General features: G+C 37.6%; 26 protein-coding genes and 1 other RNA gene. 8 read left to right on the top strand and 19 right to left on the bottom strand.

The window, feature by feature from the left end:
• Window positions 1-26: 26 nt before the first annotated feature.
• Window positions 27-1,301: a polysaccharide deacetylase family protein gene (locus tag MKY13_RS01555; protein ID WP_339214898.1), complete on the bottom strand. Its 1,275-nt coding sequence runs from the start codon at window positions 1,299-1,301 to the stop codon at window positions 27-29.
• 360 nt (window positions 1,302-1,661) lie between these two features.
• A complete protein-coding gene (locus MKY13_RS01550; RefSeq protein WP_339214896.1) occupies window positions 1,662-2,087 on the bottom strand; it encodes a DUF4395 domain-containing protein in 426 nt (141 codons plus the stop codon).
• Between the two features lie 110 nt (window positions 2,088-2,197).
• On the opposite strand from MKY13_RS01550, the gene MKY13_RS01545 reads away from it, so the two are divergent.
• Window positions 2,198-2,905, top strand: a complete 708-nt coding sequence (locus tag MKY13_RS01545) for a Fe-S oxidoreductase (RefSeq protein ID WP_339214894.1) — start codon at window positions 2,198-2,200, stop codon at window positions 2,903-2,905.
• A 305-nt stretch (window positions 2,906-3,210) separates the two neighbouring features.
• Here MKY13_RS01545 and MKY13_RS01540 read toward each other — a convergent pair whose 3' ends face one another.
• The 7 genes from MKY13_RS01540 to MKY13_RS01510 form a co-directional block, all read right to left on the bottom strand.
• Window positions 3,211-4,323 carry an amidohydrolase gene (locus tag MKY13_RS01540; protein WP_339214892.1) on the bottom strand — a complete coding sequence of 371 codons (1,113 nt, stop codon included), beginning with the start codon at window positions 4,321-4,323 and terminating at the stop codon, window positions 3,211-3,213.
• Between the two features lie 199 nt (window positions 4,324-4,522).
• Complete coding sequence (locus MKY13_RS01535) at window positions 4,523-4,660, bottom strand: hypothetical protein (RefSeq protein ID WP_191701262.1); 138 nt, start codon at window positions 4,658-4,660, stop codon at window positions 4,523-4,525.
• A 174-nt stretch (window positions 4,661-4,834) separates the two neighbouring features.
• Window positions 4,835-6,850, bottom strand: a complete 2,016-nt coding sequence (locus MKY13_RS01530) for a TRAP transporter permease (RefSeq protein WP_191701263.1) — start codon at window positions 6,848-6,850, stop codon at window positions 4,835-4,837.
• The gene (locus MKY13_RS01525) at window positions 6,843-7,349 is read right to left on the bottom strand and encodes a DUF1850 domain-containing protein (protein ID WP_191701264.1); all 507 of its coding nucleotides are present in this window, start codon (window positions 7,347-7,349) and stop codon (window positions 6,843-6,845) included. The genes MKY13_RS01530 and MKY13_RS01525 overlap by 8 nt, the downstream gene beginning before the upstream one ends.
• Before the next feature lie 100 nt (window positions 7,350-7,449).
• Window positions 7,450-8,463 (bottom strand): TAXI family TRAP transporter solute-binding subunit, encoded by a 1,014-nt coding sequence (locus MKY13_RS01520; RefSeq protein WP_339214889.1) that lies wholly within the window; start codon window positions 8,461-8,463, stop codon window positions 7,450-7,452.
• A 252-nt stretch (window positions 8,464-8,715) separates the two neighbouring features.
• Window positions 8,716-9,258 carry a superoxide dismutase family protein gene (locus tag MKY13_RS01515; RefSeq protein WP_339216826.1) on the bottom strand — a complete coding sequence of 181 codons (543 nt, stop codon included), beginning with the start codon at window positions 9,256-9,258 and terminating at the stop codon, window positions 8,716-8,718.
• A gap of 81 nt (window positions 9,259-9,339) precedes the next feature.
• The gene (locus tag MKY13_RS01510) at window positions 9,340-10,098 is read right to left on the bottom strand and encodes a LysM peptidoglycan-binding domain-containing protein (RefSeq protein WP_339214887.1); all 759 of its coding nucleotides are present in this window, start codon (window positions 10,096-10,098) and stop codon (window positions 9,340-9,342) included.
• A gap of 304 nt (window positions 10,099-10,402) precedes the next feature.
• Between MKY13_RS01510 and MKY13_RS01505 the strand changes: the two genes are divergently transcribed.
• The 6 genes from MKY13_RS01505 to ssrS all read left to right on the top strand — a co-directional run bounded on the left by MKY13_RS01505 (window position 10,403) and on the right by ssrS (window position 13,983).
• Window positions 10,403-10,591, top strand: a complete 189-nt coding sequence (locus MKY13_RS01505) for a putative motility protein (RefSeq protein WP_339214885.1) — start codon at window positions 10,403-10,405, stop codon at window positions 10,589-10,591.
• A 190-nt stretch (window positions 10,592-10,781) separates the two neighbouring features.
• Entirely contained in the window at window positions 10,782-11,426 is a 645-nt protein-coding gene (locus MKY13_RS01500; protein WP_191701268.1) for a YfbR-like 5'-deoxynucleotidase, read from the top strand.
• A gap of 501 nt (window positions 11,427-11,927) precedes the next feature.
• Window positions 11,928-12,419: a sigma-70 family RNA polymerase sigma factor gene (locus tag MKY13_RS01495; protein WP_191701269.1), complete on the top strand. Its 492-nt coding sequence runs from the start codon at window positions 11,928-11,930 to the stop codon at window positions 12,417-12,419.
• Window positions 12,416-13,006 carry a zf-HC2 domain-containing protein gene (locus MKY13_RS01490; RefSeq protein ID WP_339214883.1) on the top strand — a complete coding sequence of 197 codons (591 nt, stop codon included), beginning with the start codon at window positions 12,416-12,418 and terminating at the stop codon, window positions 13,004-13,006. Before MKY13_RS01495 ends, MKY13_RS01490 begins: the two co-directional genes overlap by 4 nt.
• Entirely contained in the window at window positions 13,003-13,716 is a 714-nt protein-coding gene (locus MKY13_RS01485; RefSeq protein WP_339214881.1) for a hypothetical protein, read from the top strand. Before MKY13_RS01490 ends, MKY13_RS01485 begins: the two co-directional genes overlap by 4 nt.
• 75 nt (window positions 13,717-13,791) lie before the next feature.
• Window positions 13,792-13,983, top strand: a non-coding RNA gene (ssrS, locus tag MKY13_RS01480) — 6S RNA.
• 159 nt (window positions 13,984-14,142) lie between these two features.
• Here the strand turns inward: ssrS and MKY13_RS01475 are convergent.
• Complete coding sequence (locus MKY13_RS01475) at window positions 14,143-14,340, bottom strand: hypothetical protein (protein ID WP_191701272.1); 198 nt, start codon at window positions 14,338-14,340, stop codon at window positions 14,143-14,145.
• A gap of 222 nt (window positions 14,341-14,562) precedes the next feature.
• On the opposite strand from MKY13_RS01475, the gene MKY13_RS01470 reads away from it, so the two are divergent.
• Window positions 14,563-15,504: a carbohydrate kinase gene (locus MKY13_RS01470; protein ID WP_191701273.1), complete on the top strand. Its 942-nt coding sequence runs from the start codon at window positions 14,563-14,565 to the stop codon at window positions 15,502-15,504.
• A gap of 54 nt (window positions 15,505-15,558) precedes the next feature.
• Here the strand turns inward: MKY13_RS01470 and MKY13_RS01465 are convergent, their stop codons facing one another.
• The 9 genes from MKY13_RS01465 to MKY13_RS01425 form a co-directional block, all read right to left on the bottom strand.
• Window positions 15,559-16,929, bottom strand: a complete 1,371-nt coding sequence (locus MKY13_RS01465) for a HAMP domain-containing sensor histidine kinase (RefSeq protein WP_339214878.1) — start codon at window positions 16,927-16,929, stop codon at window positions 15,559-15,561.
• On the bottom strand, window positions 16,926-17,594 hold the full coding sequence (locus MKY13_RS01460; RefSeq protein WP_339214876.1) for a response regulator transcription factor: 669 nt from the start codon (window positions 17,592-17,594) through the stop codon (window positions 16,926-16,928). The genes MKY13_RS01465 and MKY13_RS01460 overlap by 4 nt, the downstream gene beginning before the upstream one ends.
• 71 nt (window positions 17,595-17,665) lie before the next feature.
• Window positions 17,666-19,768: an MMPL family transporter gene (locus MKY13_RS01455; RefSeq protein WP_339214874.1), complete on the bottom strand. Its 2,103-nt coding sequence runs from the start codon at window positions 19,766-19,768 to the stop codon at window positions 17,666-17,668.
• Between the two features lie 157 nt (window positions 19,769-19,925).
• Window positions 19,926-21,416 carry an AMP-binding protein gene (locus MKY13_RS01450; RefSeq protein ID WP_339214872.1) on the bottom strand — a complete coding sequence of 497 codons (1,491 nt, stop codon included), beginning with the start codon at window positions 21,414-21,416 and terminating at the stop codon, window positions 19,926-19,928.
• A gap of 15 nt (window positions 21,417-21,431) precedes the next feature.
• Entirely contained in the window at window positions 21,432-22,163 is a 732-nt protein-coding gene (gene fabG / locus MKY13_RS01445; protein WP_191701278.1) for a 3-oxoacyl-ACP reductase FabG, read from the bottom strand.
• A 15-nt stretch (window positions 22,164-22,178) separates the two neighbouring features.
• Window positions 22,179-23,078 (bottom strand): alpha/beta hydrolase, encoded by a 900-nt coding sequence (locus tag MKY13_RS01440; RefSeq protein WP_339214870.1) that lies wholly within the window; start codon window positions 23,076-23,078, stop codon window positions 22,179-22,181.
• Between the two features lies 1 nt (window position 23,079).
• The gene (locus tag MKY13_RS01435) at window positions 23,080-24,084 is read right to left on the bottom strand and encodes a 3-oxoacyl-ACP synthase (RefSeq protein WP_339214868.1); all 1,005 of its coding nucleotides are present in this window, start codon (window positions 24,082-24,084) and stop codon (window positions 23,080-23,082) included.
• Complete coding sequence (locus tag MKY13_RS01430) at window positions 24,081-25,106, bottom strand: branched-chain amino acid ABC transporter permease (RefSeq protein WP_191701281.1); 1,026 nt, start codon at window positions 25,104-25,106, stop codon at window positions 24,081-24,083. Before MKY13_RS01430 ends, MKY13_RS01435 begins: the two co-directional genes overlap by 4 nt.
• 4 nt (window positions 25,107-25,110) lie before the next feature.
• Complete coding sequence (locus MKY13_RS01425) at window positions 25,111-25,974, bottom strand: branched-chain amino acid ABC transporter permease (protein ID WP_191701282.1); 864 nt, start codon at window positions 25,972-25,974, stop codon at window positions 25,111-25,113.

The raw sequence follows: 25,974 nt of genomic DNA, 5'->3' as shown, positions 1-25,974 counted from the left end.
CTATTAACACCTTCTATCTTTCTATTTCAGAACACCCCCTTTACATAGGAAGTGAACTGCTCATATGTTTTGTTTTCCGTTACCCCAAAACGGTTTACTTCATAATTTGATTGCTCCATATTTGCATAGCCTTCATTTGTCGTAAAGCCGATTAATAGCCCTACTTCCTTCATCGCTATAATCATCTTTTCATTATAATGACCGAATGGATATGCTAACGATGTCGCATGTTTAAGCGTTGCAACATTTCGTTTTAAGTCCGCTGCAATTTCAGAAGCCGACAGTTCAAGTGCTACACCAAGCCCTGTTTCACTATTGAGGCGATGCAAACCATCTGTATGAGCCTCATAATAAAATACATCTGCTAATTGTTCCATCTCATATTCCGTAAAAAACTGAAGTGGTCCTTCACTATTAAAAACCTGCTCGCCTTCATAACGATTCGTTCGAGAGGAGATAATATGCTGTACTGCTGTAAACCCATGTTTCTTTAAAATTGGGTAGGCATATTCCTTCGTCGATAGCAGACCATCATCAAAAGTAATTAGTACCGAATTGGTTGAAAGAATTTGGCGACCTTCCAAATAATCGTAAAGCTGTGCTGTTGTAATTGTTTCAAATTGCTCATCGGCCAAAAAGACCATTTGCTGCTCAAATGATTCAACCGAGACAGTACTCACCTCTGTCACCATCTCTTCTTTCGGTAAAATATGATGATACACTAAAACCGGAATACCTTCATCTATTTCAACTGATTGACTATGTATATAACCCGCACGCTCGCCAATTTTTACAATAAACCAATCCCCTATTTCTCCCACTATCGGAAAGCGAAATCCTTGTGCAAGCTGAAGCATAACCGTGCTATCAAAGCTTGTTTCTTCATAGACAGCCACTCTTTCGTCTGCCTTGATTGAACCTGTCACCTCTTTATTGACTAATGCTTGAATTTCTCGTTTTTCAACGGTTGCACTTCCCTTTTTTATAAAGGCTGTTATTTTACCGAACCGCAATTCATAAAAAAGCTCATCTTCACTTGCAATGGCAAAAGATGCACCTGGCTGTACAGTTCCAATTTCAACAAGAGCCTCCCCTTTCATATAAATTGGCTGTGCTTCTTCTATAAGAAGAACTTTTTCAAACAAATGTGTCGCTTGTTCAATTTGGAAGTCATTATCCACTTGAACAACCTCGTTTTCGTTAGCGACAACCCTTTCAATATTTTGACCAAAACTTTTATATTGAATTGCTATCAATAATACACAAGCAGCAAATACCCCTACAGTAATAACCTTTTTCATAATTTCCTCCGTTAGCTTTTCTTTTAAAGCAACGTACAGACGGAAAAATTCAAAATTAGTTTCAAAAGTTTTTATTTTTTTTTGCAACAAAAATACCCGTATCAATTTGCTGATACGGGTAACGGGTCTTCCAAAAAGGAAGTAAACTAGATGAAAATAAAGGGTGAAAAACTCAGAGTCTGACACACTGTCAAACTTACATTCTAAATGAGGGGGTTTAGAATAATATTTTCTGAGCTAACTAGCTCCTGGAGAAAGCGGTTAGCTCAGACTTATTTGTACTGTATTACAAATAAAATCTTGCTACATTTATAATGATAATGATTATCACTATCATTGTCAATATAATTCAAAAAATTTTTAAGTATTTCTAATAGAACGACGGTATTGGAACTGTTTCCATTGAAAATGAATAAAGCAACCTACACAAAACCCTAAAATCGCAACAAATGATGCTACTGCCACCATTATTGTAAAACTATAGGCTACGATTGGAAGTTGGAATACAAATCCTAGTAATCCCCCTGCTAAACAAATACTAGCAATCGTCGAATTAAACTTTTGCTGAGCAACATCTTCAGGAATATAGGATTTTAAATCTTTCGTTAAAAATGACCTGGCTATTCGCATAATCGGATTAAATCCAGTAAAGATTCCAAGTAAATTCGCTATTAAAGGAATTGCTAAAAGCCAGTATTGTCCCGTCACCCATGTAAATATGACAGATAGAAAAATAGTCCATTGATTTAATCGAACTAACGGTCTTGGAATAGAAATAGGTTCCATCTTAAAACCAACCTTTCTTATATGTTTAGTTTATAGTAGCGTTTTTCCACTCGTTTGTGAAGAGAAATGTTATAGTAAAGGTAAACAATTTTTAAGAAAAGGTGATTGGAATGCCTGCACTTTCATATGATCAAGTTCGACAATTAAATTCTTACAGTATTTTTACAGAGGAACCAGACCGTCCATTATTTACATTGGCCAATTTACATAAAGATTTTTATTTAACCGACTTTCGTAATTTAATGATGGGGATAACAAATGCTGCAACAGAAACTGCGGCCATTTCCCACTTTGGTCGTCGCTATGGCATGTTTGTGGCAATGCAGTTTTATATGCTGACAACTTACGATGAGATCTGGGATGGCAAGCCTGAAAATTTAAGATTTGCGATTGTTCAGGAGTATGGGATTCACACACTTGGTATGTATATTAATCCGAATGATTTCCGCTATGTGGAAGATGATGAACGCGAGCGTGTAATTACCGATATTTTATATAAAGCGTCGGTCATTATTGGTCAGTTACGTAAAACGACGACAATTTCGCCACTAATTTTATGGGAGAATATTTTCGGCTATATGCTTTGGCACTACCATACATTGCTCGAAAACCCGGCACTGGCAGACCGCGCCTTTGAGGATTTGGAATTGCTTGAAGGGAAAGAGGTTTGGCGCTACTTCTCAGATAAATCATTGTTTTTAAAATACACAGGTGGAAAAAGTCCATCTGCACTAATTAATCAGCCAGTTAGAAAAAGCTGTTGCTTCTCGAAGGATATTCCTGGCTTAATGGCTTGTGGATTCTGTCCGATAAAATAATAGATAATTTAAGTGTCGTTCAATAACGGCACTTTTTTAATTTAAGGGTGTCGGAGCGTAGATGTTTTCTAATAAGTGAATTGCTTTTTCTAATAAAATCTGAAAAGTTCTAATAAATTTCTGAGTTGCTAATAAACTTTGCCTATGTGCTAATAAAGTGGTCAAAAGTTCAAATAAATACAAAGTACTTTCTAATAAACATTCCAAGTTTTCTAATATCCGCTTCAACTTTTCTAATATCCACTACCCCCCCGCTTCTTCCAAACAAAAAACGATGCTACACTTCATAGCATCGCTTCAACTCATTATTCATTTGCGCAATTTTTTAACGTCATGGCTATTACTTTTACTCCATCAATTAATGCCTTTTCATCAAACGACATTTTCGGGTGATGAAGACCAGGTCCAAGATTTGCACCGACCCCAATCATCGTTGCCTTCAATTGTGGATTTTTTATCGTATAAAAATGGAAATCATCGCTGCCCGGTGTTACGACTGCTTCTGCTAAACTTTGTTGTCCCAATGCTTCGATAATTGAGCGCTCCGCTAAAGCAGCCGCTTCCTTTGATACTTCCGCGCCCGGTGTGACATCTAACCAGTCAGAAGCAACATCAATATCGAACATCTCTGCAATTTGCTTTAAACCTTTTTCCACATAGTTTTGCACTTTTGTTAGGACTTCATTTTTTTGAGCACGTACATCAATCGAAAAGCTTGCATTGCCCGGAATAATATTCACACTTCCACCATCCGCTACAATCTTCGTTAACTTAGCGGAATACACTTCAAATGGGTCAATATGAATATTTTTCAACATGTGCTGAATCGCTACAATTACATCTATTGCATTTTTCCCTTGATGTGGTCGAGCACCATGTGCATCAATTCCAGTAATTGTTCCTGATAAAAATGCAGCAGCCCCATGATAAATGGCCGGAGCAACTTTCCCTAAAGGGAGCTCTTCCATTGGACGTAAATGCACGCCAAATAAATGTGTTACATCTTCTATAACACCGCGCTCAATCATTGCTAACGCTCCACCACCTGTTTCTTCAGCCGGTTGGAAAATAAATCGTATTTTCTTCTTTAACGATTCATTTTTTAATGCATAGAGCGCCCCCAAAACGATTGAGATATTTGCATCATGTCCACAAGAATGGTTCGCCTGCATCACGCCGTCTACTTCTTGCCAAAGTGCATCAATATCTGCACGAACCGCGACTGTCTCGTCACCTTGCCCAATTTCTGCGACAAGCCCTGTCACATCGTCAAACCTTTTATAGTTTACGCCCATCTCATCTAATATTTCAGCTATTTTAGCTGTCGTATTAACTTCCTTCCAGCTTATTTCAGGATTTGCATGGAAATACTGAAACCAATCAAAAATCATTTGCTCCGTTGAATCTACTGCTAACATGAAACGCACCTCGAATATTATTTAGTATCCCTATTATACAGTACAATATTTATAATCTACATTATTACTGCCCAATAAAATGAAACTTCAACTGCCAAAGTCTCAATGCTCGCGTAAAATTAAAAAGGTATCTATCCTAATTGCTTAATTGGATAGACACCGGTAAGTTCTGAAAAAATTATGCATATCAAAAATTATATTATAGGCTTGAGAAAAATCCATTTGGGTATTGAGTACGCTCTTCATTTTCCAACACCTCTTGCTGCTCCGTTGATTCGAAGTCCATCTCTTCATCGAACAAGTATGTCTCAAGCATTGATTTTAAAATTGTTGTCATCCACATCCACCTCTTTTTAATTATTAGAATTTTTAGTTAATTTAAATAATATAATGGATTTTTTATAAAATCAACTATTATTAGCTGTATATGCATAAATAGTATTAAATCCATCTTATTTTGAGATAAATTAAAAGAGCGCCTGAATTTAATATTCAAACGCTCTTCCGTATTTTAAGAAACCGCTATTTTTGATGTTGTTTTTTTATTCCTTGTCATCCATTGAATAATAAACATAATTACAAAGACAGCTAAACCTAATGTATCTGTCATTGACTCTGGGTAAATCATTGCTAGACCCGCAGCTAATAAAACAATACGTTCAATCCAATTTACCGAACGATACCAATAACCGATAACCCCAACACCTATTGCGATCATACCCATTAATGCCGTAAATACTACCCAACCAATTTGCCAGATTGTTACATCAATCATTAGCAATGCCGGTGAGAAGATGATCATATATGGAATAATGAAGGCAGCAATTGCCAGTTTAGCCGAGTTTACACCTGTACGAATCGGATCTCCACCTGATATACCCGATGCTGCAAAGGCGGCGAGCGCGACTGGTGGTGTTATATCTGCAATAATACCGAAATAAAATACAAAGAAGTGTGCTGATAATACAACAATAATTGGTGCTGCACTTGCTGGTACATCTGGCGCCAATAACGCAATAATTGCCGGAGCAGCGATTGTTGATGTAATTACATAGTTTGCTGTCGTAGGTGCACCCATACCTAAAATTAATGATGCAATCATTACGAAGAACAATGTAATAATAATACTACCACCTGCCAGTTTAACTAAACTGTTTGCAAGAGATAGTCCTAAACCAGTTTTTACAACAACCCCTACAATAATTCCGGCACATGCCGTTGCTGCTGCTACTGCTAATGCTGAACGTGCACCATCAACCAGCCCGTCAATGATTTCCTTAAAGCCGAACTTCACATCAGGATTAATAAAACCTACAATGATACATGCTAAGATCCCATAAAGGGCAGCGTGAATTACCGGTATGCCTGACATCATCAGTACAATAATTAACACGATTGGAACTAATAAATAAATTTTCTTTAATACATGCGAGCGGTCCGGCATTTCATCATCCGTCAGACCACGTAAACCTAATCGCTTCGCTTCAAAGTGCGTCATAATCCAGATCCCTGCAAAATATAGTAATGCCGGAATTGCAGCTGCTTTGGCGATATCCCAATACGTTATTCCACGTCCAATAAACTCAACCATTAAGAACGCGGCTGCTCCCATAATCGGAGGCATCAATTGACCACCAGTGGATGCTGAAGCCTCTACAGCACCTGCGAAGTTTTTATTATAACCAAGACGTTTCATCATAGGGATTGTATAAGAACCTGAAGTTACTACGTTGGCTACAGAGCTCCCTGAAATTGTTCCTTGTAATGCAGATGAAAAAATCGCTACTTTAGCTGGACCACCTACTAATTTACCTGCGAGTGAAATAGCTAAATCATTAAAATATTCCCCTACACCTGTTTTAACAAGAAATGCACCGAATAACAGGAAAGCAAAAATGAATGTAGAAGATACTGCTAGCGGTGTACCTAAAATACCATCTGTCGAGAAGTACATTAAGTTAACAATGCTATCTAAGCTTTGTCCGCGATGTGCCATAAAGTCCGGCATGTACTGACCATAAAATGCATAAAGTAAAAACAGCCCGGCGATAATGGCGATTGGTAATCCTACCGCTCGACGTGCCCCTTCCAACACAATAATAATTGCTAAAAGCCCCACAACGAAATCTAATGTTTCCAACTTCCCTAAACTTTGAACAAGTCGGTCATAATTCAACACCCAGTAACTTCCAACAAAAATAGCTATAGCTGCTAAAATATAATCATAAAATGGAATGGAGCGTTTTGATAGCTTACGACTTGCCGGGAATAGTAAAAATACAAAAGTTAAAGCAAATCCTATGTGCACTGTACGCTGAATCTGAGCTGGAAACTGTCCGAATATGGCTGTGTACAATTGGAACAGTGTAAATGCCAGTAAACCAAAATAGATGAAATGCTTCATAATATTTTGCGGGTTACGCTGATTCGATTCTATATCGTATTTCTCCAGTAACTCCTGCTGCTGTTTTAGCGTAAGCGCTTCGTTTAATTCCTCTGAAGTTCCTGCCATTTTTTTATCAGTCATTTAATTCGACTCCTTTCATTTTGTCATATAAAGACAAGTTTTTCACTTTTATCAAATAGGATTTCCCACGTACTAATTGCTCCTTTAAAGGTATAATTCTACCTTTATGCTGGAGATCCAATTTATAGTCGACATCCCCAATATGTAGCGTAAATTCTTTTAATTTTGCGTCCATATATTTAAGGGTATAGACGCCATTTTCATAGTGAAGCGTTTGCCCTTCCTCCGCATAACTTGGCATACCGATAGCCACATCCGAATATTCCATTGAGAGTAATTGAAGATTGTTGGTAGGAAGCACTTCATAACTTTCTATCACATCAGTTAAATGAATGGAATGCGTAAAGACGAGTTGAAATGTATCTTCGTTTTTTAACGGCAAAAAAAACTGCTCCGGTTGTTCAGTTTTAGTCTCCGTAAAAGTGATACTACGCTCAAAAGGAATAAAAAAAAGCGCACTAACGGATAAAGCAAGGATTATTAATAACCACTTTTTCATCTGGATCCCCCGCTTAAAAAGACACCCTTGCACTAATAAGGTATAGATATAAAAGACCTCTGAAGCATTTTTTTGCAACAGAGGCCCTTGTTTCTTGTTACTACTTAACTTCATCAAAGTATCGTTGTGCACCTGGGTGAACTTCAATACCGATTCCGTCTAAGCCTGTTTCAGCTTTAATGAATTCGCCTTTAGCATGACCAATTTTATCCGTGTTGTCATAAATAGCTTTCGTCATGGCATATACTAAATCTTCTGGCAGGTCTTTTTGAACCGCTAACATCGCACCTACTGATACAGCTGGGACATCAGATTCCAAACCATATGTGCCTGAAGGGATCTTATCCACTGCGTAGTATGGGTATTTCGCGATTAATTCTTCTGCTTTATCTGCTTCAACCGGTATAATAGTTACACCATTTGTTGCATTTAACGCTTCTACAGCACCAGTTGGGTAACCAGCTGTAATGAATGCTGCATCAATTTGACCTGATTGAATACCATCAGTTGATTCACCGAAGTCTAAATTTTGCGCTTGAATATCGTCTTTAATTGATAAACCGTGGATTTCTAATAATTGCTCAGCGTTTGCATAAGTACCTGAACCTGGTGCACCTACAGAAACTTTTTTACCTTTTAAGTCTGCAAAAGTTTTAATACCTGAATCAGCTAATGTTACTAATTGAACTGTCTCTGGATATAAAGCACCTAATGCTACTACAGAGTCGATTTTTTGCCCTTCAAACATTAAAGTACCTTGTGTTGCATAGTATGCGATATCTGTTTGAACGAAGGCAATTTCTCCCTTGCCATCAGCTAACGCCGTCATATTTGCAGCAGAAGCCTGTGATACTTCCGCAGTTGTTTTTACCCCAGTATCAGTTGTGATTAAGTCCGCAAACGTACCACCTAATGGATAGTAAGTCCCTTGCGTACCACCTGTTAAAATACTTAAAAATTTAACATCACCATAATCCGCTTCCGTTGCTGCATCACCTGAGTTGGACTCAGTATCAGTTGTAGATGTGTCTTCATCATCACTGCCACAAGCAGCTAGCACTAACATAAATACACTTAGTACTAATACGAATAGCATATTTTTAGATTTGAACATAAAATTTCCCCCTTTACACCTAATATGGATACATTTTACATAGAATAATATTCAAAAGTCAATTAATATTTCAAAAGTCTCATTTTTCAAATAATTATATTATTCTAATAAAACCGTCAAAATGCTGTGAAATGTAGTTTTTCACTAAAGAGATATTTATGAATAAGTTATTTGATATTTATATTTGATAAATTTTATTCCATAAAAAAATATCATGTACGGAATGCACATGATATATCTTAATATGGTTATTTATTCGACGACACCGCAAACTATACGGGCTCCCGAATTACCGGATGGATCTGTTTTATAGTCATCTGCTTTTTCATGAATAACGACAGACGTGCCATCTTCATCAAATAAAGAATTTTTCTCGCCTTTTTTTAATGTGAAGTCAGCCGTTATAAAGTTTAAATGTACTTCACCTGATTCATCCGCAGTTATATTCGGTAAGTCACCAACATGTGGCCCTGAAGGATTCTCCACCCCATGCTTTTTATCAGTTGGATTAAAGTGTGCTCCCGCTGATTCAAATTTAGGAGGGTCACATTTACCAAACTCATGTAAATGGATTCCGTGGTCACCTGGAGGCAAACTATTTAGAATAGCTGTTAGTTCCACTCCTTTAGTTGTCTCCGTAAAAACAATTTCACCAACCAGCTTTTCATTCGTATCATACATAATTGCCTTTGCCGACAATGCTTCAGGTGCACTTACAGGAATCTTTTCTTTTTGAAAGAAGTTACATCCTCCTAACATGAATACACTTAAAAATAAGATTATAATTCGCACAATATCTCCTCCTTGAAGCTAGTATTTCAAAAAAGGAGGGTAAATATACAAAAAGCCACCCAAAAGTGAGTGGCTCATTCAGTATTAATCTAAAACTTTTATCGTTACTGTACGACGTCCCCATTCATAGGCACTGTTTAGATTTGGGATGAATACATCGATTTTATTGCCTTTAATTGCTCCACCTGTATCAGCAGCAATGGCCTCTCCATAACCTTCCACCCAAACTTTTGTACCTAATGGAATAATGCGGGGATCCACCGCAATTACTTTTAAATGAGGGTTGGCACGTAAGTTTGTCCCATTTGCGGTTGTGCCCGAACAGCCCTCACAATATGCAGTATATGCTGTTGCTTCAACAGTCATCCTTTTTCCTTCACTAGGTGCTTCACCTGAATATGTCGTCGTCTCTATTTCTGGCGGTGTCCAATTGGCTTCTCCTGATGCACTTTTAACTTCACTAGCGGCCACTTCCTCTTCCACAGGTCCGGAAACAGCGATTGTATCACCCGCATAAATCATATTTGAATTGAGACCATTCCATTCCTGTAATTGGTCCACCGTAACATCATTTTCTAATGCTATTCTATATAATGTATCCCCTTGTTCAATTGTATATAGGGGATCTTCTATTGTAACATCCATTGTATCACCAACATATATTACATCATTCGGGTAATTATTAATTTCTTTTAAAGCTGCGACGGACGTCTCGAATTGTTGACTAATACTATAAAGCGTATCATCCGATTCAATTGTGTAGGCAGCTGCTTCATTTGTAAAAACTCCACTTGAAGCAATTACTCCAGCCAATAAAAATACTAATAGTTTTTTATGTCTCAAATCTTCTTTCCCTCCAAATTCTTAGCAACTAAATTTACTCATTTTCACCCTGCTCCAAATTTACCGCAAATACATTGCAATTTTATGTCGCTTCCATGAACCCTCCATTACAAGCATATTTCAGAGCTTTTGGATAATTATTACTAATATTGAAGGGAATTATACATAGAGTTATCATTTTTTTGCGGAGTAACAACAAAGTTAGATATAGAAGTTGCCATTTTGTTTGCAGGCATGTTACAAATACTACATTCAACTCAACATTTTTCAATTTCGTCGATAATAAAGAAAAGGAGGGATTACTTTGGAAATTAGCTCTATGATGGCAGCTCAAGTTGCATCTTTACAGCAAACAGTGCAATTAAGCATTCTTGACAAAGCAATGAATATGGGGACAGCCACTGCTGTTCAAATGATGGAAACACTACCCCAATCTCAGACAGTTCCAGCAGCCCATCCTTATAAAGGACAATCGATTGACGTCCAAGTTTAGGCTAAAAAGAAAAACGCTCTTGAACTTTTTCAATGAGCGCTTTTTCTATTTCCTTGTCATATTAATATATTTTTACAAATCTTTTCTCAGCTTTACTCTGTTAACGTCATGTTAAAGTTTAATTAATTACTTTTATAAATTCACTTTTCGGGTATAACTAATAGTACAGTAAAGGTATCAACTTAAAGGAGTGATTCTTATAGGTATCCATACATTTTTTACAAGTTTAAATGATTTAGAACGCATCATTCGTTGTCCCGGTCGATTTAAATTTGAAGAGCATAACGTGGCGGCACATTCATGGAAGGTATCTCAGTATGCGATGTTTTTTGCAACTTTAGAGGAACGCGCAGGGAGTAAAATTGATTGGAAATCTTTATACGAAAAAACAATCAATCATGATTTCGCTGAAGTATTTATTGGAGATATAAAGACACCGGTCAAACATGCGAGTGTCGAGCTAAAACAAATGCTTGCCCATGTCGAAGAAAAAATGATGGAAAAGTTTATTCTAGAAGAAATACCACCTGATTTGCAGGATGTATTTTTTGATCGAATGAAAGAAGGTAAAGATCAGACGATTGAAGGTCGTTTACTTGAATTCTCTGATAAGCTTGATCAGTTTTATGAGTCATTTTCAGAACTTAAGCGTGGAAACACCGATAAGGAATTTGTCTATATGTATGAAAGTGCGTTAAGTAAGCTCCTATTAATCAATTTACCGGTATCTGTTGCATACTTCCGCAATGAAATTTTATCAGATGTTGTGACGGAAAAAACGGTGATTGATATTGCTTTATTAACAGAAAATATTCTACAACAACATAACGACTAACGACAGAAGGCTTCCGAAATATAAGGAAGGCTTTTTTTTTTTTGCCTCATCACGCGAATTGCGTAACGAGATAATTAGAGGAACGAATTTCACTTATTTCAAAAATAAAATAAAAAATAGTAAAAATAAGGGAAGGAATTTCCGTTATTGACCTTAAAAACATTAAAATTATGAATTTTATTCGTTCATCACCGTAAGTTAAGAATGACAAAATTGCCGCCTCGCGATAGCGCAAGCGGCTTGATTAGGTGTTTTTTACTTCACTTTATAACGAGGGCAAAATTTTGGGATTGGTGGGCCTCGCAAACGGCAATAAAGGCAGTGCTAAAGACACGTATCACGTGGCTTTAGCGCTGTCTTGCCGCAGCCCACCAATCAAAGTGAAATTTTATTAGAAAAGCAACCCCATGTTATGGCGATGAGCTTTTTTTTTCCTTTTTTGTAACGAATTCTATTTTGAAGGTACTATAATAATAAACATCATTTTGTGAGGTGAACTGAGTGGATGCGCTAGAACAGATATATCGGGAGCTGCAACCGAAAATATACGCTTATTTTTATATTAAAACATCCAATTCAGCCATCGCTGAAGATCTTACACAGGATGTTTTTTACGAAGCAGCAAAATCGATCCATACATATCGCGGTGAAGCGGCACTATCGACATGGCTTTTTCATATTGCAAATAATTTGTTAAAAAAGCATTACCGCAAAAAAAGTTATGAAAAGAGCTTAGCATCCAAAATGGAGGCACAACCGTCGATTACATTATTTACTACCGAGCAACTCATCGAATTAAAAGATGAATCAAAACGGCTCCTGTCAAAGATTGAACAGCTCGGTCCTCCATTTAAGGATATTGTATTGCTTCGAATTATTGGTGAACTAAGTTTTAAAGAAATTGGTGAACTGCTGGAGCTAAGCGAAAACTATGTACGTGTTAACTTTCATCGGCAAAAAATTAAGCTACAACGAGAGGAGGAATTGTTATGAATTCATGTAAAATTACTGAGGATTTGTTGCCTTTATATGAAGAAAATCTTGTCCAGCCTGAAACAAAACAATGGATTGAGCAACATTTAGCCAGTTGCCCAAGTTGCCAAAAGCTAACTTCCGCCACAATGGAAGAATTACCGGCTCTACCTTCACCTAAAAAGGCTGCTTCAAAAATGATTAAGCACGCACATTTAAAACTTACGATTTATCAGTTATTGTTCGTTATTCTTTCTTTTGTCTTTGCTATAAACACTTCATTGTTAAATGAAAGCTTCACATTTATTTTGTCTTATTTTATTTTAGGGATTGTAACATTTTACTTTTATCGTCATACAATTCTCACGCTATTGTTGGCATTCGTACCTGTATTTATTTGGTCAATTTATACAACAATTGATTCTTTCGGCTCCTATTCGAATTGGTATGCTGACCAAATCATTTACCACGCCTCTACCCTTTCACTTTTATGGGAAATTACTTTGGGTGGTCTATTTACCGCTTTTATTCACACGATCTTTACTGTTCTGGGAATTATCGTTGTCAAACTACTTATTCAAGCTTTTAACAAGGAGGATTCGATATGAAAAAGTGGCTTTCAATTCTATTGGCCCTCGTTATTACAGGTTCCGTACTGTTCGGTTATAACGAATTTAACGGCAATTTCATTTCAAAACAAATTGCTAAATCTACGATAAAGGCATACTTAACCGAATATTATCCAAATACCAGTTTTCGTGTAGAAAAAGGCTCCTATAATTTTAAATTTAATACCTATGATTTTGATGTAACTTTCAATGAAGAACCTAATTATTGGAACTATACATTTGAAGTAGGGCCTAAATATGTACCAAATACGATTGAGGCTAAGATGATGCATTATGATTCAAGGGATGAAACAAAATCGAATGACTGGAGCGATCAAGGTTCACAATATGTAAAAAACTTATTAGAAACATTTCCGGTTGGTAACATATTTTACTCTATCGATGTACCGAATCAATTTTCGCAAACGAAGTGGACTCCAACTGTAAATGTTATCGTTCCACCTTCGATTACAATGGAGTTTCCTTTATATAAAGGTGAAACAAAAGAAGAATTTATAAAAATTGTTCAAGAAATTCAATCTGTGTTGGACGCAGATGATATTAAGTATGATACTGTTTTTATTTATATGGATGAACAAATTGATAACCGTGACGGCAAAAAAGAGGGCTATGCATCCCTTTACTATGAAAGAAAGTACAATATAGAGTTTCAGGCGAATGTGCCAGTTACAATAGATGATATTCATTAAAACGGTTCAAAACATTTGACTTTTTTTGTCGAACGTACTTTCTTGCACATAGCAGAAAGTTGTTATATTATATGAATAAGGCTACGTTGTACGTACGAATATTAAGTTTTAACCTTTATACTTATACAGGGAGTTTTACATCGATGTTGGAATGGCGTGCCTGGACTCTTTTGACTTCAGGATAGACAGGATAGCATTTGCGAACACCCACTTTGAGGAGTGGTGGTTTAAAACTTTCTATAATAACTACGGCAATGTGGCTGCTTACATAAGTAGCGTCATATCAAGGTTTATACAGCATCTTAACCAAATTGGTTGAGGTGCTTTTTTCATTTTTATTTATCTAGCGTATCATCCTCGATTAAATTGTAAAAATCCATGTGTTCAGAATAAAAAGCCACACCCGATTGGATGTGACTTCGAATATTACTTTACTTCTTCTATAGAAACAATGTGGTTTGTAAATATTAGTTCTGATTGTTCTTCTTTTCCATCATTTAACACGAATCTTATATAACCAGAATGAAAGTGACCGTCATCCTTTAAATACATTTCTTCAAATTCCTCAAGACTGGCTTTCATCTCTATCTTTTCTCCGTTACTTAAACGTAAAATTAAACTCATAACTATACCTCCATTCATACTAATCATAATTCAAATGGAAATTATTGTCACTACTATATCTTGAATAATAAAAAGCCGTTATCAAATAATTCACTTCAAGCATATTCGCATTAATTGTAAATATGCTTTTTTGTTTTCTTAACATGAAATAGGGTAAATATTTACAATTGATGTTCGTCTATGACAAAATTTATGAAATCACACCATTTTGGAGGAATCGATATGAAGCAAATTTTATGTATTGGTGAATTATTAATCGATTTTTTTACAACTCAAACCGAGCAATCAATAATAGAAGCAACTACCTTTGAAAAACAAGCAGGTGGAGCTCCTGCCAATGTTGCAGCTGCTATCGCAAAACTCGGTGGTCAAGCGTATTTTTGCGGAAAAGTGGGTGACGATGCATTTGGTCACTTTCTGAAACAAACATTGGAGCATGCAGGTGTTCATACAGACCAGCTTATTTTTGATTCAACTGCACCTACTACTTTAGCTTTCGTATCCAGACAAGCCAGTGGTGAGCGGGATTTCATCTTTAATCGAGGTGCCGATGAGTTGCTTTGCATTGAAGACCTCAATCTCCAACATTTAATGTCCATTAATATGATCCATTTCGGTTCAGCAACTGCTCTTTTAAGTGAACCTTTTAGCAGAACTTACGAACAATTAATGCAAACTTTATTATTACAAAATCATTTTATTTCATTCGATCCAAATTACCGTGCTGACTTGTGGAAGCACGATACTGAACAGTTTATTCAAAAATGCGAACCGTTTCTCGAGGCAGCTCACTTCATTAAAATGAGTGACGAAGAATTAATGTTATTGTCTCGGGCAGAGAGCTTTGAACAAGCAATTGAATGGCTGAGTCAGTTTAGCGACAAAACAATTGCCATTACACAAGGAGCTGACGGGACAGTACTCGTTCAAAACGGAAAGATAACAACTGTACCACCAAATAGGGTAAATTGTATCGATTCAACAGGGGCTGGTGATGCTTTTGTTGGTGCCGTTTTATATGAGCTAAGTAAACGTGATGAAACGAACCTTTTTTTTAATGAGTGGGTGAATATTATTGAATTTGCCAACTTTGTTGCTTCAAAAGTTTGTGAAAAAGTCGGTGCAATTGATGCGCTTTTAGCATTAGAAGACTTACAACAATAAAGAAAAAGAAGGTATGCTAAGGAAAAAATTTTTAGCATACCTTCTATTTATCAGCTAATTAGGCAGTATAATTTCTACTTTTGTCCCCTTACCTAACTCGCTCTTTATATTAAATTGCCCTTTATGCCGTTTTACAATTTCCGTGACAATCGCCAACCCAAGACCACTGCTTTGGCTTGAACGTGATGGGTCAACTCGGTAAAAACGTTCCTTTACCTTTTCCAGTGCTTCCTCAGGAATTCCAATCCCGTAATCCTGTATAACAACGATTATGTCATCGTCTTTTTTACTGCAGGTTACAATAATTTTCCCCTTATCTTCACTGTATCGAATCGCATTTGACAGTAAGTTATCCCATACTTGCTCAAATAATTGCTCATCAGCAAATACTTCAATTGGTTCCAGCTCATATACAAGCTCCATTTGCTTATCATCGAGCTTCCAGCGCTTTGAAAACAGACGTTCCTTTAATTGTTTATCCAACGAATAGCGCTTTTTTTCAATCGGCAGGTTTTTCTGGTCCAATGAGCTCAATAGCAGCAACTGCTTTGTCAATGCTGAAAGTCGCTTCGTTTCCTGCTCAATGATTTCCAAATACTGCACGCGTTCCTCTTCAGTATTCTCCGCATCTTTCAAAACATTTGCGTACCCTTGAATATTAAGTAACGGCGATTGAAAATCATGCGATACATTATTTATAAAATCTTTTTTAATCTGATCGTTTTCCGCTAAACGATTGGCCATCTTTTGGAACTGTGTTGCAAGTTGACCGAGTTCATCGTTCCGATCAATTTGCAAATAAATATCATAATCTTCCTGTGCAATTTGCTCAGTTGCCTCTTGCAGCTGTTTTAACGGCCTTACAAGCTGACGTGCGAGCAAAATCATTGTCAAAAGAATGACAACAGCCGTAATAATAATAAAGCTGACGAGTAATAAATGCATTTCTGAAAAGAGCGTTGCGTTAGCTGGCCGAATGAAAAATGCATAATTTTCATTATTAAAGCTAAAGGCCACCCCAACTGTATTTTGAATATCATTCGCAAAATGATCCATAAATAAAGAAGATCCTTTATACTCCTGAATACCGTGATAATCATTATCGGAACCAATAATATTCAGCATGTCATCGTTTAACTCAACCTTGTTGAAATTATTGCCATACAATGACACATTTCCTGACTGATTAACTACTGCAATTTGATAACCAAGCTTGGCAACCGACTCAAAATAGGCTTCATAGCTGTCTCTCGGCATTGTCGTTATAATATTTTTTACTTCCTGTGCTACTTCATAATTTTTGGCATCCGTATTCGGCCGAATTTGAGATTGATAAATTTGACCAATCAACAACATAGACATCGTAATACTTACAACGATAACTGCCAATGTCACTACAATATATTGCTTATACAATGTTTTCATTTTAATTCCTCTATCTTATAGCCAATGCCTCGTACTGTTTGAATTTTTACGCGTGCATTCACTTCTTCCAATCGACTTCGTAAACGTTTTATATGGGTTGTCAGCGTGAAGTCGTCCCCATCATAATCATAGCCCCATACTTGCTCCATCAGCTGATCACGCGTAAACACCACTTCCGGCCTCGTAGTTAAAATGCTTAGCAGTTCAAATTCCTTTAAAGGTAATAATAATACTTGCTCCCCTACTTTAACTTCAAATGTTTGGCGGTCAATCAGCATATTGGAAATTTTTGTTTGACTGCGTTCAAGTTTTTGAAAACGACGTAAAATTGCACGTACTCTAAATAAAAGTTCCTTAGGTTCGAATGGCTTTACCATATAGTCATCCGCCCCAGCCAAAAAACCTTTTTCCTTATCTTCCAGTGTAGTTTTAGCGGTTAACATTAATACCGGAACACCGACTTCAGTTAAGCGCTTCGTTAAAGAAATACCGTCCATTTTCGGCATCATGACATCTACAATAGCCAAATCCACTAATTCCTGCTGCAAAATAGTCATTGCCTCTAATCCATTACTCGCAAACAACGCTTCATAGCCTTCTTTTTTCAGATGAATACCGATTAATTTCCGTATAAATGCATCGTCATCTACAACTAAAATCCGCATTAAGTTCACCGCCTTCTTATACTAAAAAGAGACACCGAATTACTCGATGCCCCCCTTCTATCTAATACGCCTTACTTTTTGTCTTTTTCGAACGTTAAGATCAGCATTGGTAATAGCATACCACGTACTAGGAACGTATCAATAATAATCCCTACAGATACGATAAAGCCAAAGACGAACAAATCAGCAATCGGCATTGTCATTAACGCCGCAAAAGTTGCTGCTAAAATAATACCTGCTGAAGAAATTACACCACCCGTATTACGGATCGCAATTTCAAGCGCCTCTTTCACATTCATACGCTTGCGCTCTTCAATGAATCGGGATACTAAAATAATGTTGTAATCGATTCCTAAAGCAACCAGGAATATGAATGCATAAATAGGTACACGTGTACTGATGGCGTCATAGCCGAATAATACATCAACTAGGAAGATTCCTAATCCTAGTGCAGATAAGTAAGACACTAAAATTGTTGCCATCATATAAATTGGCATCTTCCAAGATTTAGTTAATACAAATAGCAGTACTAATATTAATATTGTCTCCAAAATTACAATTTTAATGATATCACTGTTATTTACATTGCGTTCATCCACTAATTTTGCTGTCGTACCTGCAAAATACAATTCTCCATCAATGCCTGCTTCAGCTAAATAATCTGCGCTTTTTTCACGCATTTCTTCCAGCTTATCAATCGCTTCAGGTGAATATGGGCTTACATCAAACGCCATTGATAACTTTAATTTTGTGTCATCTTCTGATACAGCAGATGTGCGTACAGACGCAATCGCTTCATCTGACATTAAGGTATCGGCTAATGCCTGCTTTTGCTCCTCTGTTAATGCTTGTTCACTTTCAACTAGCAGTGAAGTTGGTGCAAGTTCCCCTTTATCAAACCGTGATTCAACTATTTCATAGCCGACACGTGATGGCAATTCTTCTGGGAATGATTTAACCGTATCATACTCGTATTCCAAGTTAAGTACGTTAAACGAAGTAATTAACATAAAAATTAAAACTAATCCGCCTGAAAGATAAGGTTTGTTTACAACAAACTTCGCAATCGGTCCCCAAATACCATGTTTTACTTCTTTTGCTTCACCGTATTTCGGAACTTTTGGCCAGAATGCTTTACGTCCAAATAGGGCAAATAATGCTGGCACTAATGTAATCGATCCAAGCATGATTACAAATACAGCAGTACCAAATATTGGTGCGAAGTTTTGATAATCACGGAAGTCCGCGAAGAATAAAACAAGCATTGCTGCAAGCACTGTTCCACCTGCAAAGAATACCGGCTCACCAGTTGCACGCATTGCGTATTTCATCGCTTCATATTTGTTTTCATAATGATTTAATTCTTCACGGTAACGTGAGAATACGAATAAAGAATAATCGATTACAGCGGCAAATAATAAAATACTCATAATCGAAGTTGTAGAATTATTGATTTCTAAACCAGCTGCACCCATTAAAGCAACCGACTGATTTACTACTTGATAAACAATTACCGTTGCAAGTAATGGAATAATAGCTAATAGTGGCGAACGGTAAATAATAATTAATAAAACTAAAATAATACCGATTGTCGCAAATAACAGTTGTAAGTCTGCTTGTTCAAATAGCTTTACTGTATCTCCGGCAATCCCCGCAGGACCTGTAATATAAAACTGTGTATCTCCTGTTTTTTCAGCTGCTTCATTTCCGATTTCAGATGCAAAATCGTTAATTTCCGCATAATCAGCATTACCAAGACCTTTTTCCAACGTCATTGGCACGATCATAGTCGTTTTGTCTTCAGACGTGAAGCCTGCCAATGCTTGCGGTGGTAAATTCGAGATGTCGATAATTTGATCGATACCTTCAATATCTTCCGCAATCATTGCATTTAAGATTTCTTTCACACTGTCTACATTAATTTCCCCGTCTTCATTATGGAAAACTAGTATACCTGGTGTCCCTTCATCGTTCGGGAAATACTCGCTTAATTTATTTTCAGCGATAATTGACTGCGCATCATCCGGAAGCGACTGGAAATTTGACACTTTGTATTCACTTAGCATTGGACCGGCGCTTAAACCGATCATAAGCACAAGCCAAACAATAAGCGTAATCCAAGCTCCGCGTTTCGTTGATACCCAATCTGTTATTGGATTTAATAGCTTGTTCATTATAATCCTCCTTTTTTCACACTTCTGCATTGTAAAGCAACTATATGAACTCTATATAAACTCATTTGAATTTATCCTTGGTTCGGAAGGTATTAAAAAGACCGAAATGTTGAATTAACAGCATTCCGGTCTTTTTAATATCTTGTATTTAGTTAGCTTAGACAATATTTTGTTCCTTTATAAAAATATAATTAACAAGCTGCTTTTTGTCGATTTTCCCTACGGCTGTTTTCGGTAATTCCTGGAGAAAATGAATTTGCTTTGGGACTTTGTAATTGGCCAATTGTTCTTTACAATACTGGAAAAGCTGATGCTGAAGGTTCTCTGAGGGATTTTCTGCAATTATAAATGCCACAACACATTCGCCCCATTTTTCACTCGGAATGCCAATAACCGATACTTCCTGCACTGCTTCATGGGCAATTAGGCATTGCTCGACTTCCTGAGGGTATACATTTTCCCCGCCTGATATTATCATTTCCTTTTTCCGACCTACGATATAATAATCGCCGTCTTTATCCACTTTCGCCAAATCCCCTGTTTTTAACCAGCCTTCATCAAAAGTATTAGTCGTTGCTTCTTTATTATTCCAATACTGTTTAAAAACATGACTGCCTTTTAAATATAGTTCACCTACTTCACCTTGTGCACATAACTTTCCTGCTCTATCCACAATTTTCACTTCATTAAAAAGCATACTTTTTCCGATGGCGCCCTTTTTCTTCATCGCGACTTCTGCATCAATGAAAAAGTTATTCGGTCCCGCTTCTGTTAAACCATACCCCTCTTTAAATAACAGCCCTTTTCTTTGAAAACTTTCATAGATTGGCTTTGGACAAGGTGCCCCTCCCGATAAAAATACTCTTACCGTAGGAAAGTCGGATTTTTTAAAGTATTCAGTTTCTATCATCAGCTGATACATTGTCGGCACAAATAACGAAACAGTTGTTTTATAATCATCCACCGCACGAATCGCTTTTTCCGGATCAAATTTTTGACCGATTATAACCGTTCCGCCAGCCAGTAGAATCGGTAATGCAAGTGCATTAATGCCACCAGTATGAAAAAGGGGCATATAATTTAACGTACAATCTTTGTCATTTAACCCCCAGCTAACGACCGTATTCATCGCATTCACAGTAACCGTTTCATACGAGAGGACAACACCTTTTGGTTTTCCTGTTGTTCCTCCTGTATAAATTATCATCCACGGCAGTTGCGGATCATCATGCCATCTGTATGTAGAAGGCTCAACTAACTCCGAGCCGCCGCATGTTAGAAACTTTGCTGGCAAAAGATGTTCTGCCCGTTCACTATGCACATCATCAGCAATGAGTAAAGCCGGCGTGCAATCGGATAAAACCGCCTGTAATTCTGGTATAGATAACTTCGTATTTAATGGTACATAGATTAATTCGTTTAATCGGCAAGCAATTAAAATAGCAAAACTTTCAATCGAATTTTCCATTAATGTTGCAACCCGGTCCCCCTGCTGCAACTGCTGTTTGGAAAATTTATTGCTCCACCACCCTGCATGCTGCATCAGCTCTTTATATGTCCACGCTTCACCCGTTTCAATTTGAATTAAGGCTGTTTTATCGGGTGATTGGGACGCTCGTTTTGCAATCCAAAAGTCTAGCTGTTGCATAAGCCATCCCACCTTCTACATCATAATGCCGCCATCAACTTGCAGAACATGACCTGTAATATAACTTGCCTCATCTGAAGCTAAAAATAAATATGCATTTGCGATATCCTCTGGTTTTCCTAAACGCTGCAAGCTTGTAATACCCTCCATTTGCTGCAACACCTTTTCAGGCATTTTTTCTACCATCGGTGTCGCTGTAAATCCAGGAGCTACAGCATTTACATTGATTCCTTTACGCCCAAGCTCCTTCGCCCATGTTTTCGTCATCCCGATAATTGCTGCTTTCGTTGCAGCATAGTTTGTTTGACCAAAATTACCGTAAACGCCACTTACGGATGAAGTACTGATAATCTTGCCTGACCCTTGTGCAATCATATGCGGCGCTACCGCCTGTGTGCAGTAATAAACGCCATTCAAGTTAATTTGAATTACTTTATCAAAGTCCTCTTCACTCATCTTTACAAGGGTTGCGTCACGCGTAATCCCCGCATTATTCACCAATATATCGATTGTGCCAAAATGCGCAACAACTTGTTCGACCATTTGCTTTACTTCAGCCAATTTGGAAACATCCACTGCAAAAAAGGCAACGTTCTCGCCTAAATCTGCTGCTAATTTTTCTCCCTGTTCTTTGTCGTAATCAACAACAGCCACTTTTGCTCCTTCTTCCAAAAAACGTTTTACGGCTGCATAGCCAATTCCCCCTGCACCGCCTGTAATAATTGCTACTTTATTTTCTAAACGCATTTTCCACGACCCCTTTTACGATAAAATAAATGTTTCAATTGCATCTTTTGTTTCACCTAAACTATCGACTAAAGGTGAATGTCCGCAGTTTGCAAGTTTCATGATTTGAGCACGGCCATCAAAATCTTCAATAATTTCATTTGTCATTGCTTCAATTACTACAAAATCGCGATCACCGTATAAAATGAATATTGGAATTTGAATATCTTTAACTCGATTCCTTCCTTTAGACACTTCGTTATCGATCGCACTTATATTGAATGTATTTAATGCATGGTACACATCTGCCAAATTGCGCTGTGTCAGCATATCGTCTACATATTGTTCATAGCGTGCCTCATCCGGTTGATTATGTGTATAAATCGCACTGTTCCAAATAAACTTTAGACCGTCACGATTTTTCGTATCATACATTTGTTGCATCGGTATTGTTTTGATAGGATCCTGTTCAATTTGTTCAATCGTCGCTAAACGATTTGAAAAATCAGGCGTACCATCCTTATTTGAGCCATAAAACGGATAACCACGTGTAGATCCTGAAGCGAATAACACAAGCTTTTTACTGTAATCCGGGTAATCCGCACAAAACTGCATGGCTACATTACCACCTGTTGACCAGCCAATGATTGTAAAGTCCTTCAACCGAAGTGAATCAACGAAAAGCTTGATATCATCGCTAAAATCTTTGATTGACGTAATTCTTTCATTGTAGGTTGATTCCCCAAAGCCGCGCATATCCACCGCATAAATCGTGAAGCGTTCATCCATTGATTCCATCAGTAAATCCCAATGCTTTGAACTCGTCATATTGCCATGCACTAATAAAACAAGTTCATCGCCACCTTCACGCTTACGATACGACAATGTTTCACCATTTGATAATTCCACTTTCGCTAAAACGTCGAGCTTATTCATATTAAGCACCCCACTTCACTGTAATAGCACCCCATGCATAGCCTATGCCTGCACTAACTAATGAAACAATTTGACCCTCTTGAAGCTTTCCTTCTTTTCGAGCCAGATAAAGTGATAAAATTTGATCGATTTGCCCGATATGACCGTAATGTGACAAATAGATTGAATTCCCCTCTGAAAGACCAAGCTCGTTTAGTACATAATCATGTGCGGACTTTTTCATATGAAGCATCGCAACATAATCTAAATTTTCTTCACTATATCCACTTTTCTGCAACGATTGGCGAATTACCTTTAAAAAATTGCTTAAGGACTTTTGCTCCAACCGAAGTTTCATCCCTTCCGGATCAAGTACATCCAATATAAAGCGCCCTGCTTGAAGGTGCTCAATTGTTAGCGGCTCCTTTGTACCGCCTACTGGGACCACAACATCCTCTGAGAAGGAGCCATCTGTAATAAGGGCTGCTTCAAATACTTCATGACCGCCCGCATTTTTTTGCAAAATTATTGCACCTGCACCTGCGCCTAAATTGAACATAAAGCGGGTCCGCTCATTTTCATAATCGATGAAATCGTGGTTACGATACCCTCCAGATAACAGCACTGTCTTAATGGAATCATCCGATAGCATTAAGCTTTTTGCTACTTTCATCGCCATAATGGCCGTGCCGCAACGAAGCTGTACATCAAAAGCCCATGCATTTACTGCGCCTATTTCTTCTTGAATTTTTATGGCAGCTGTCCATAAAGGGTACTCTTTATGCTCTTCCCCAATATAGATCACAACATCAATCTCTTTAGCATCCACTTGCGCTTCGGCGATCGCTTCCTTTGCTGCTTTCACACTCATTTCAACTGGATGATCGTTCGGTCCGGCTACGACTTTTTCAATAATGCCCATCTTCGTTTCAACAATTGCTACTGGAATATTTGCTTTTTCTGCAATTTTGGCACCTGTCATTCTTCCTTCAGGTAAATACATTCCTAATCCAGTTATTCCAATCATCGCTGTATCTCCTTTTCACGAAGCTTTACAGGTGCCTTTGTTTTTTGCCCTTTTTTCAGTTTCCATTCATAGTAGCGCATTGAAACTGTACCTACGATGCCTCGAGGGAAGAATATCACAGCTAAAATGTATAAAATACCGAAGAAAATAATCCATCGTTCAAAAATTGGATAATCTCTTGCAAGACCTGATAAGTAATGTTGGGCAAATTCAATAACGCCTGCACCAATAATCGGTCCAATTAATGTCCCAACACCGCCAATAATTGTCATCATCAGGGCATCCAGCGTAATATCCATCGTCATAACACTCGTATTTACGAACCGTAATGAAATGGCGTAAAGCGACCCTGCCAAACTTGCCACTGCACCCGCTATTACAGAAGCAATAATTTTATAACCTAGTGTTTTATAGCCTAATGAACGAGTACGTGGTTCATTTTCACGAATCGCTACAAGCACTTTTCCAAACGGAGATGCAACAATACGTTTCAGTAAAATGAAAACTACAACTAAACAAATAAGCACAAGAAAGTAAAAGTAAATACGCTCGCGAAACAATTCGGGTGCGCGGAATGTAAATCCATCATTCCCTTTTGTTACCGTGCGCCATTTTTCAGCTAACACTAAAAACAAACCCGAAATGGCTAGTGTAAACATTGCATAAAAGTGACTTTTCAAACGGAGCGTCAATGCGCCGCTTATTACACTAATAATTGCGGATAACACGATTCCGACTACAATTGAAGCAGCAAAGATCCCGATTGACGGACCGAAATCACTCAGCATAATCGCCGTCGTATAGGCGCCAATTCCAAAAAACATTGCATGACCGAATGAAATGATACCCGTGTAACCTAGTAAAATATCGTAACTCATTGCGAGTATCGCAAAAATACAAAACTGTGTTAATAAAATCGTCATTGTACGAGAATCCAATACAAATGGTAATACGGCCATGACCCCGACAACTATTGCGTACACAATATTCACTTTAGATAATAATAATGGCTGTTTAATCATCGAATCACCCCTTCGCAACCGTAAATAAGCCTTGTGGACGGAAAATTAGTACACTTGCCATTAAAATCATATTGACTGCAACGGATAGAAACGGCACATAGTACGCCATGAAACTTCCGGCAAGCCCTACTAAAATTGCTGCCATTAACGAACCTTGGAAGCTCCCCATTCCGCCGATGACTACAACGATAAATCCTAAAATCGCGTATTCCATTCCCATTTCCGCATACACAACCCCCGAATACGGAGCCATCAGCATTCCACCTAAAGCTGCCAATGCCGCACCGCACATAAACACAAGTAAAAATACGCGCTTAATGTTAATACCTAATGCCTGTGTCATTTCCCGATTCATAACACCAGCCCGAACAACCAATCCGATTTTCGTTCGATTTAAAATGAAATACAGAACACCAAATAAAGCAAAACCAACAACGATAATGAAAATCCGGTATTTAATAATCGTTAAATCACCAATTTGCCAGCTGCCTGCCAAGTAAGAAGGAACTTTAACAGGTACACCGTTTGGACCGAACACAACTTTAATCATTTCCTGGAGCACGAGCATAAATCCGAGTGTAATTAAAATTTGCTGTACGTGATTTCCGTAAACTGGCTTAATAATAAGTTTTTCTGTAATAAATCCAAGAACAAGACCTGTGAGAATCGCAACAACAATTCCGACTATAAAACTGTTACTCCATAAATAGGTGAACACCCCTGTATAGGCTCCCCATACGAACAGTCCGCCGTGCGCAAAGTTCAGTACATCCATTAATCCGAAAATGAGCGTTAATCCAGCTGCCAGTAAGAAAATAAGCATGCCTGTCGCTAGTCCATTTATCGTTAAACTAATTATTAGTTCCAT

It is taken from the genome of Solibacillus sp. FSL W8-0372 (assembly GCF_037969735.1).
Taxonomy (GTDB): Bacteria; Bacillota; Bacilli; order Bacillales_A; family Planococcaceae; genus Solibacillus; species Solibacillus faecavium.
This window is presented reverse-complemented; position numbering and strand designations above follow the sequence as displayed.

What these genes read in the sequence shown, in the direction of transcription:
- MKY13_RS01555 (WP_339214898.1), bottom strand. Translation starts at nt 1,301, where the DNA reads ATGAAAAAGGTTATTACTGTAGGGGTATTTGCTGCTTGTGTATTATTG.
- MKY13_RS01550 (WP_339214896.1), bottom strand. Translation starts at nt 2,087, where the DNA reads ATGGAACCTATTTCTATTCCAAGACCGTTAGTTCGATTAAATCAATGG.
- MKY13_RS01545 (WP_339214894.1), top strand. Translation starts at nt 2,198, where the DNA reads ATGCCTGCACTTTCATATGATCAAGTTCGACAATTAAATTCTTACAGT.
- MKY13_RS01540 (WP_339214892.1), bottom strand. Translation starts at nt 4,323, where the DNA reads ATGTTAGCAGTAGATTCAACGGAGCAAATGATTTTTGATTGGTTTCAG.
- MKY13_RS01535 (WP_191701262.1), bottom strand. Translation starts at nt 4,660, where the DNA reads ATGACAACAATTTTAAAATCAATGCTTGAGACATACTTGTTCGATGAA.
- MKY13_RS01530 (WP_191701263.1), bottom strand. Translation starts at nt 6,850, where the DNA reads ATGACTGATAAAAAAATGGCAGGAACTTCAGAGGAATTAAACGAAGCG.
- MKY13_RS01525 (WP_191701264.1), bottom strand. Translation starts at nt 7,349, where the DNA reads ATGAAAAAGTGGTTATTAATAATCCTTGCTTTATCCGTTAGTGCGCTT.
- MKY13_RS01520 (WP_339214889.1), bottom strand. Translation starts at nt 8,463, where the DNA reads ATGTTCAAATCTAAAAATATGCTATTCGTATTAGTACTAAGTGTATTT.
- MKY13_RS01490 (WP_339214883.1), top strand. Translation starts at nt 12,416, where the DNA reads ATGAATTCATGTAAAATTACTGAGGATTTGTTGCCTTTATATGAAGAA.
- MKY13_RS01485 (WP_339214881.1), top strand. Translation starts at nt 13,003, where the DNA reads ATGAAAAAGTGGCTTTCAATTCTATTGGCCCTCGTTATTACAGGTTCC.
- MKY13_RS01475 (WP_191701272.1), bottom strand. Translation starts at nt 14,340, where the DNA reads ATGAGTTTAATTTTACGTTTAAGTAACGGAGAAAAGATAGAGATGAAA.
- MKY13_RS01470 (WP_191701273.1), top strand. Translation starts at nt 14,563, where the DNA reads ATGAAGCAAATTTTATGTATTGGTGAATTATTAATCGATTTTTTTACA.
- MKY13_RS01465 (WP_339214878.1), bottom strand. Translation starts at nt 16,929, where the DNA reads ATGAAAACATTGTATAAGCAATATATTGTAGTGACATTGGCAGTTATC.
- MKY13_RS01460 (WP_339214876.1), bottom strand. Translation starts at nt 17,594, where the DNA reads ATGCGGATTTTAGTTGTAGATGACGATGCATTTATACGGAAATTAATC.
- MKY13_RS01455 (WP_339214874.1), bottom strand. Translation starts at nt 19,768, where the DNA reads ATGAACAAGCTATTAAATCCAATAACAGATTGGGTATCAACGAAACGC.
- MKY13_RS01450 (WP_339214872.1), bottom strand. Translation starts at nt 21,416, where the DNA reads ATGCAACAGCTAGACTTTTGGATTGCAAAACGAGCGTCCCAATCACCC.
- fabG (WP_191701278.1), bottom strand. Translation starts at nt 22,163, where the DNA reads ATGCGTTTAGAAAATAAAGTAGCAATTATTACAGGCGGTGCAGGGGGA.
- MKY13_RS01440 (WP_339214870.1), bottom strand. Translation starts at nt 23,078, where the DNA reads ATGAATAAGCTCGACGTTTTAGCGAAAGTGGAATTATCAAATGGTGAA.
- MKY13_RS01435 (WP_339214868.1), bottom strand. Translation starts at nt 24,084, where the DNA reads ATGATTGGAATAACTGGATTAGGAATGTATTTACCTGAAGGAAGAATG.
- MKY13_RS01430 (WP_191701281.1), bottom strand. Translation starts at nt 25,106, where the DNA reads ATGATTAAACAGCCATTATTATTATCTAAAGTGAATATTGTGTACGCA.
- MKY13_RS01425 (WP_191701282.1), bottom strand. Translation starts at nt 25,974, where the DNA reads ATGGAACTAATAATTAGTTTAACGATAAATGGACTAGCGACAGGCATG.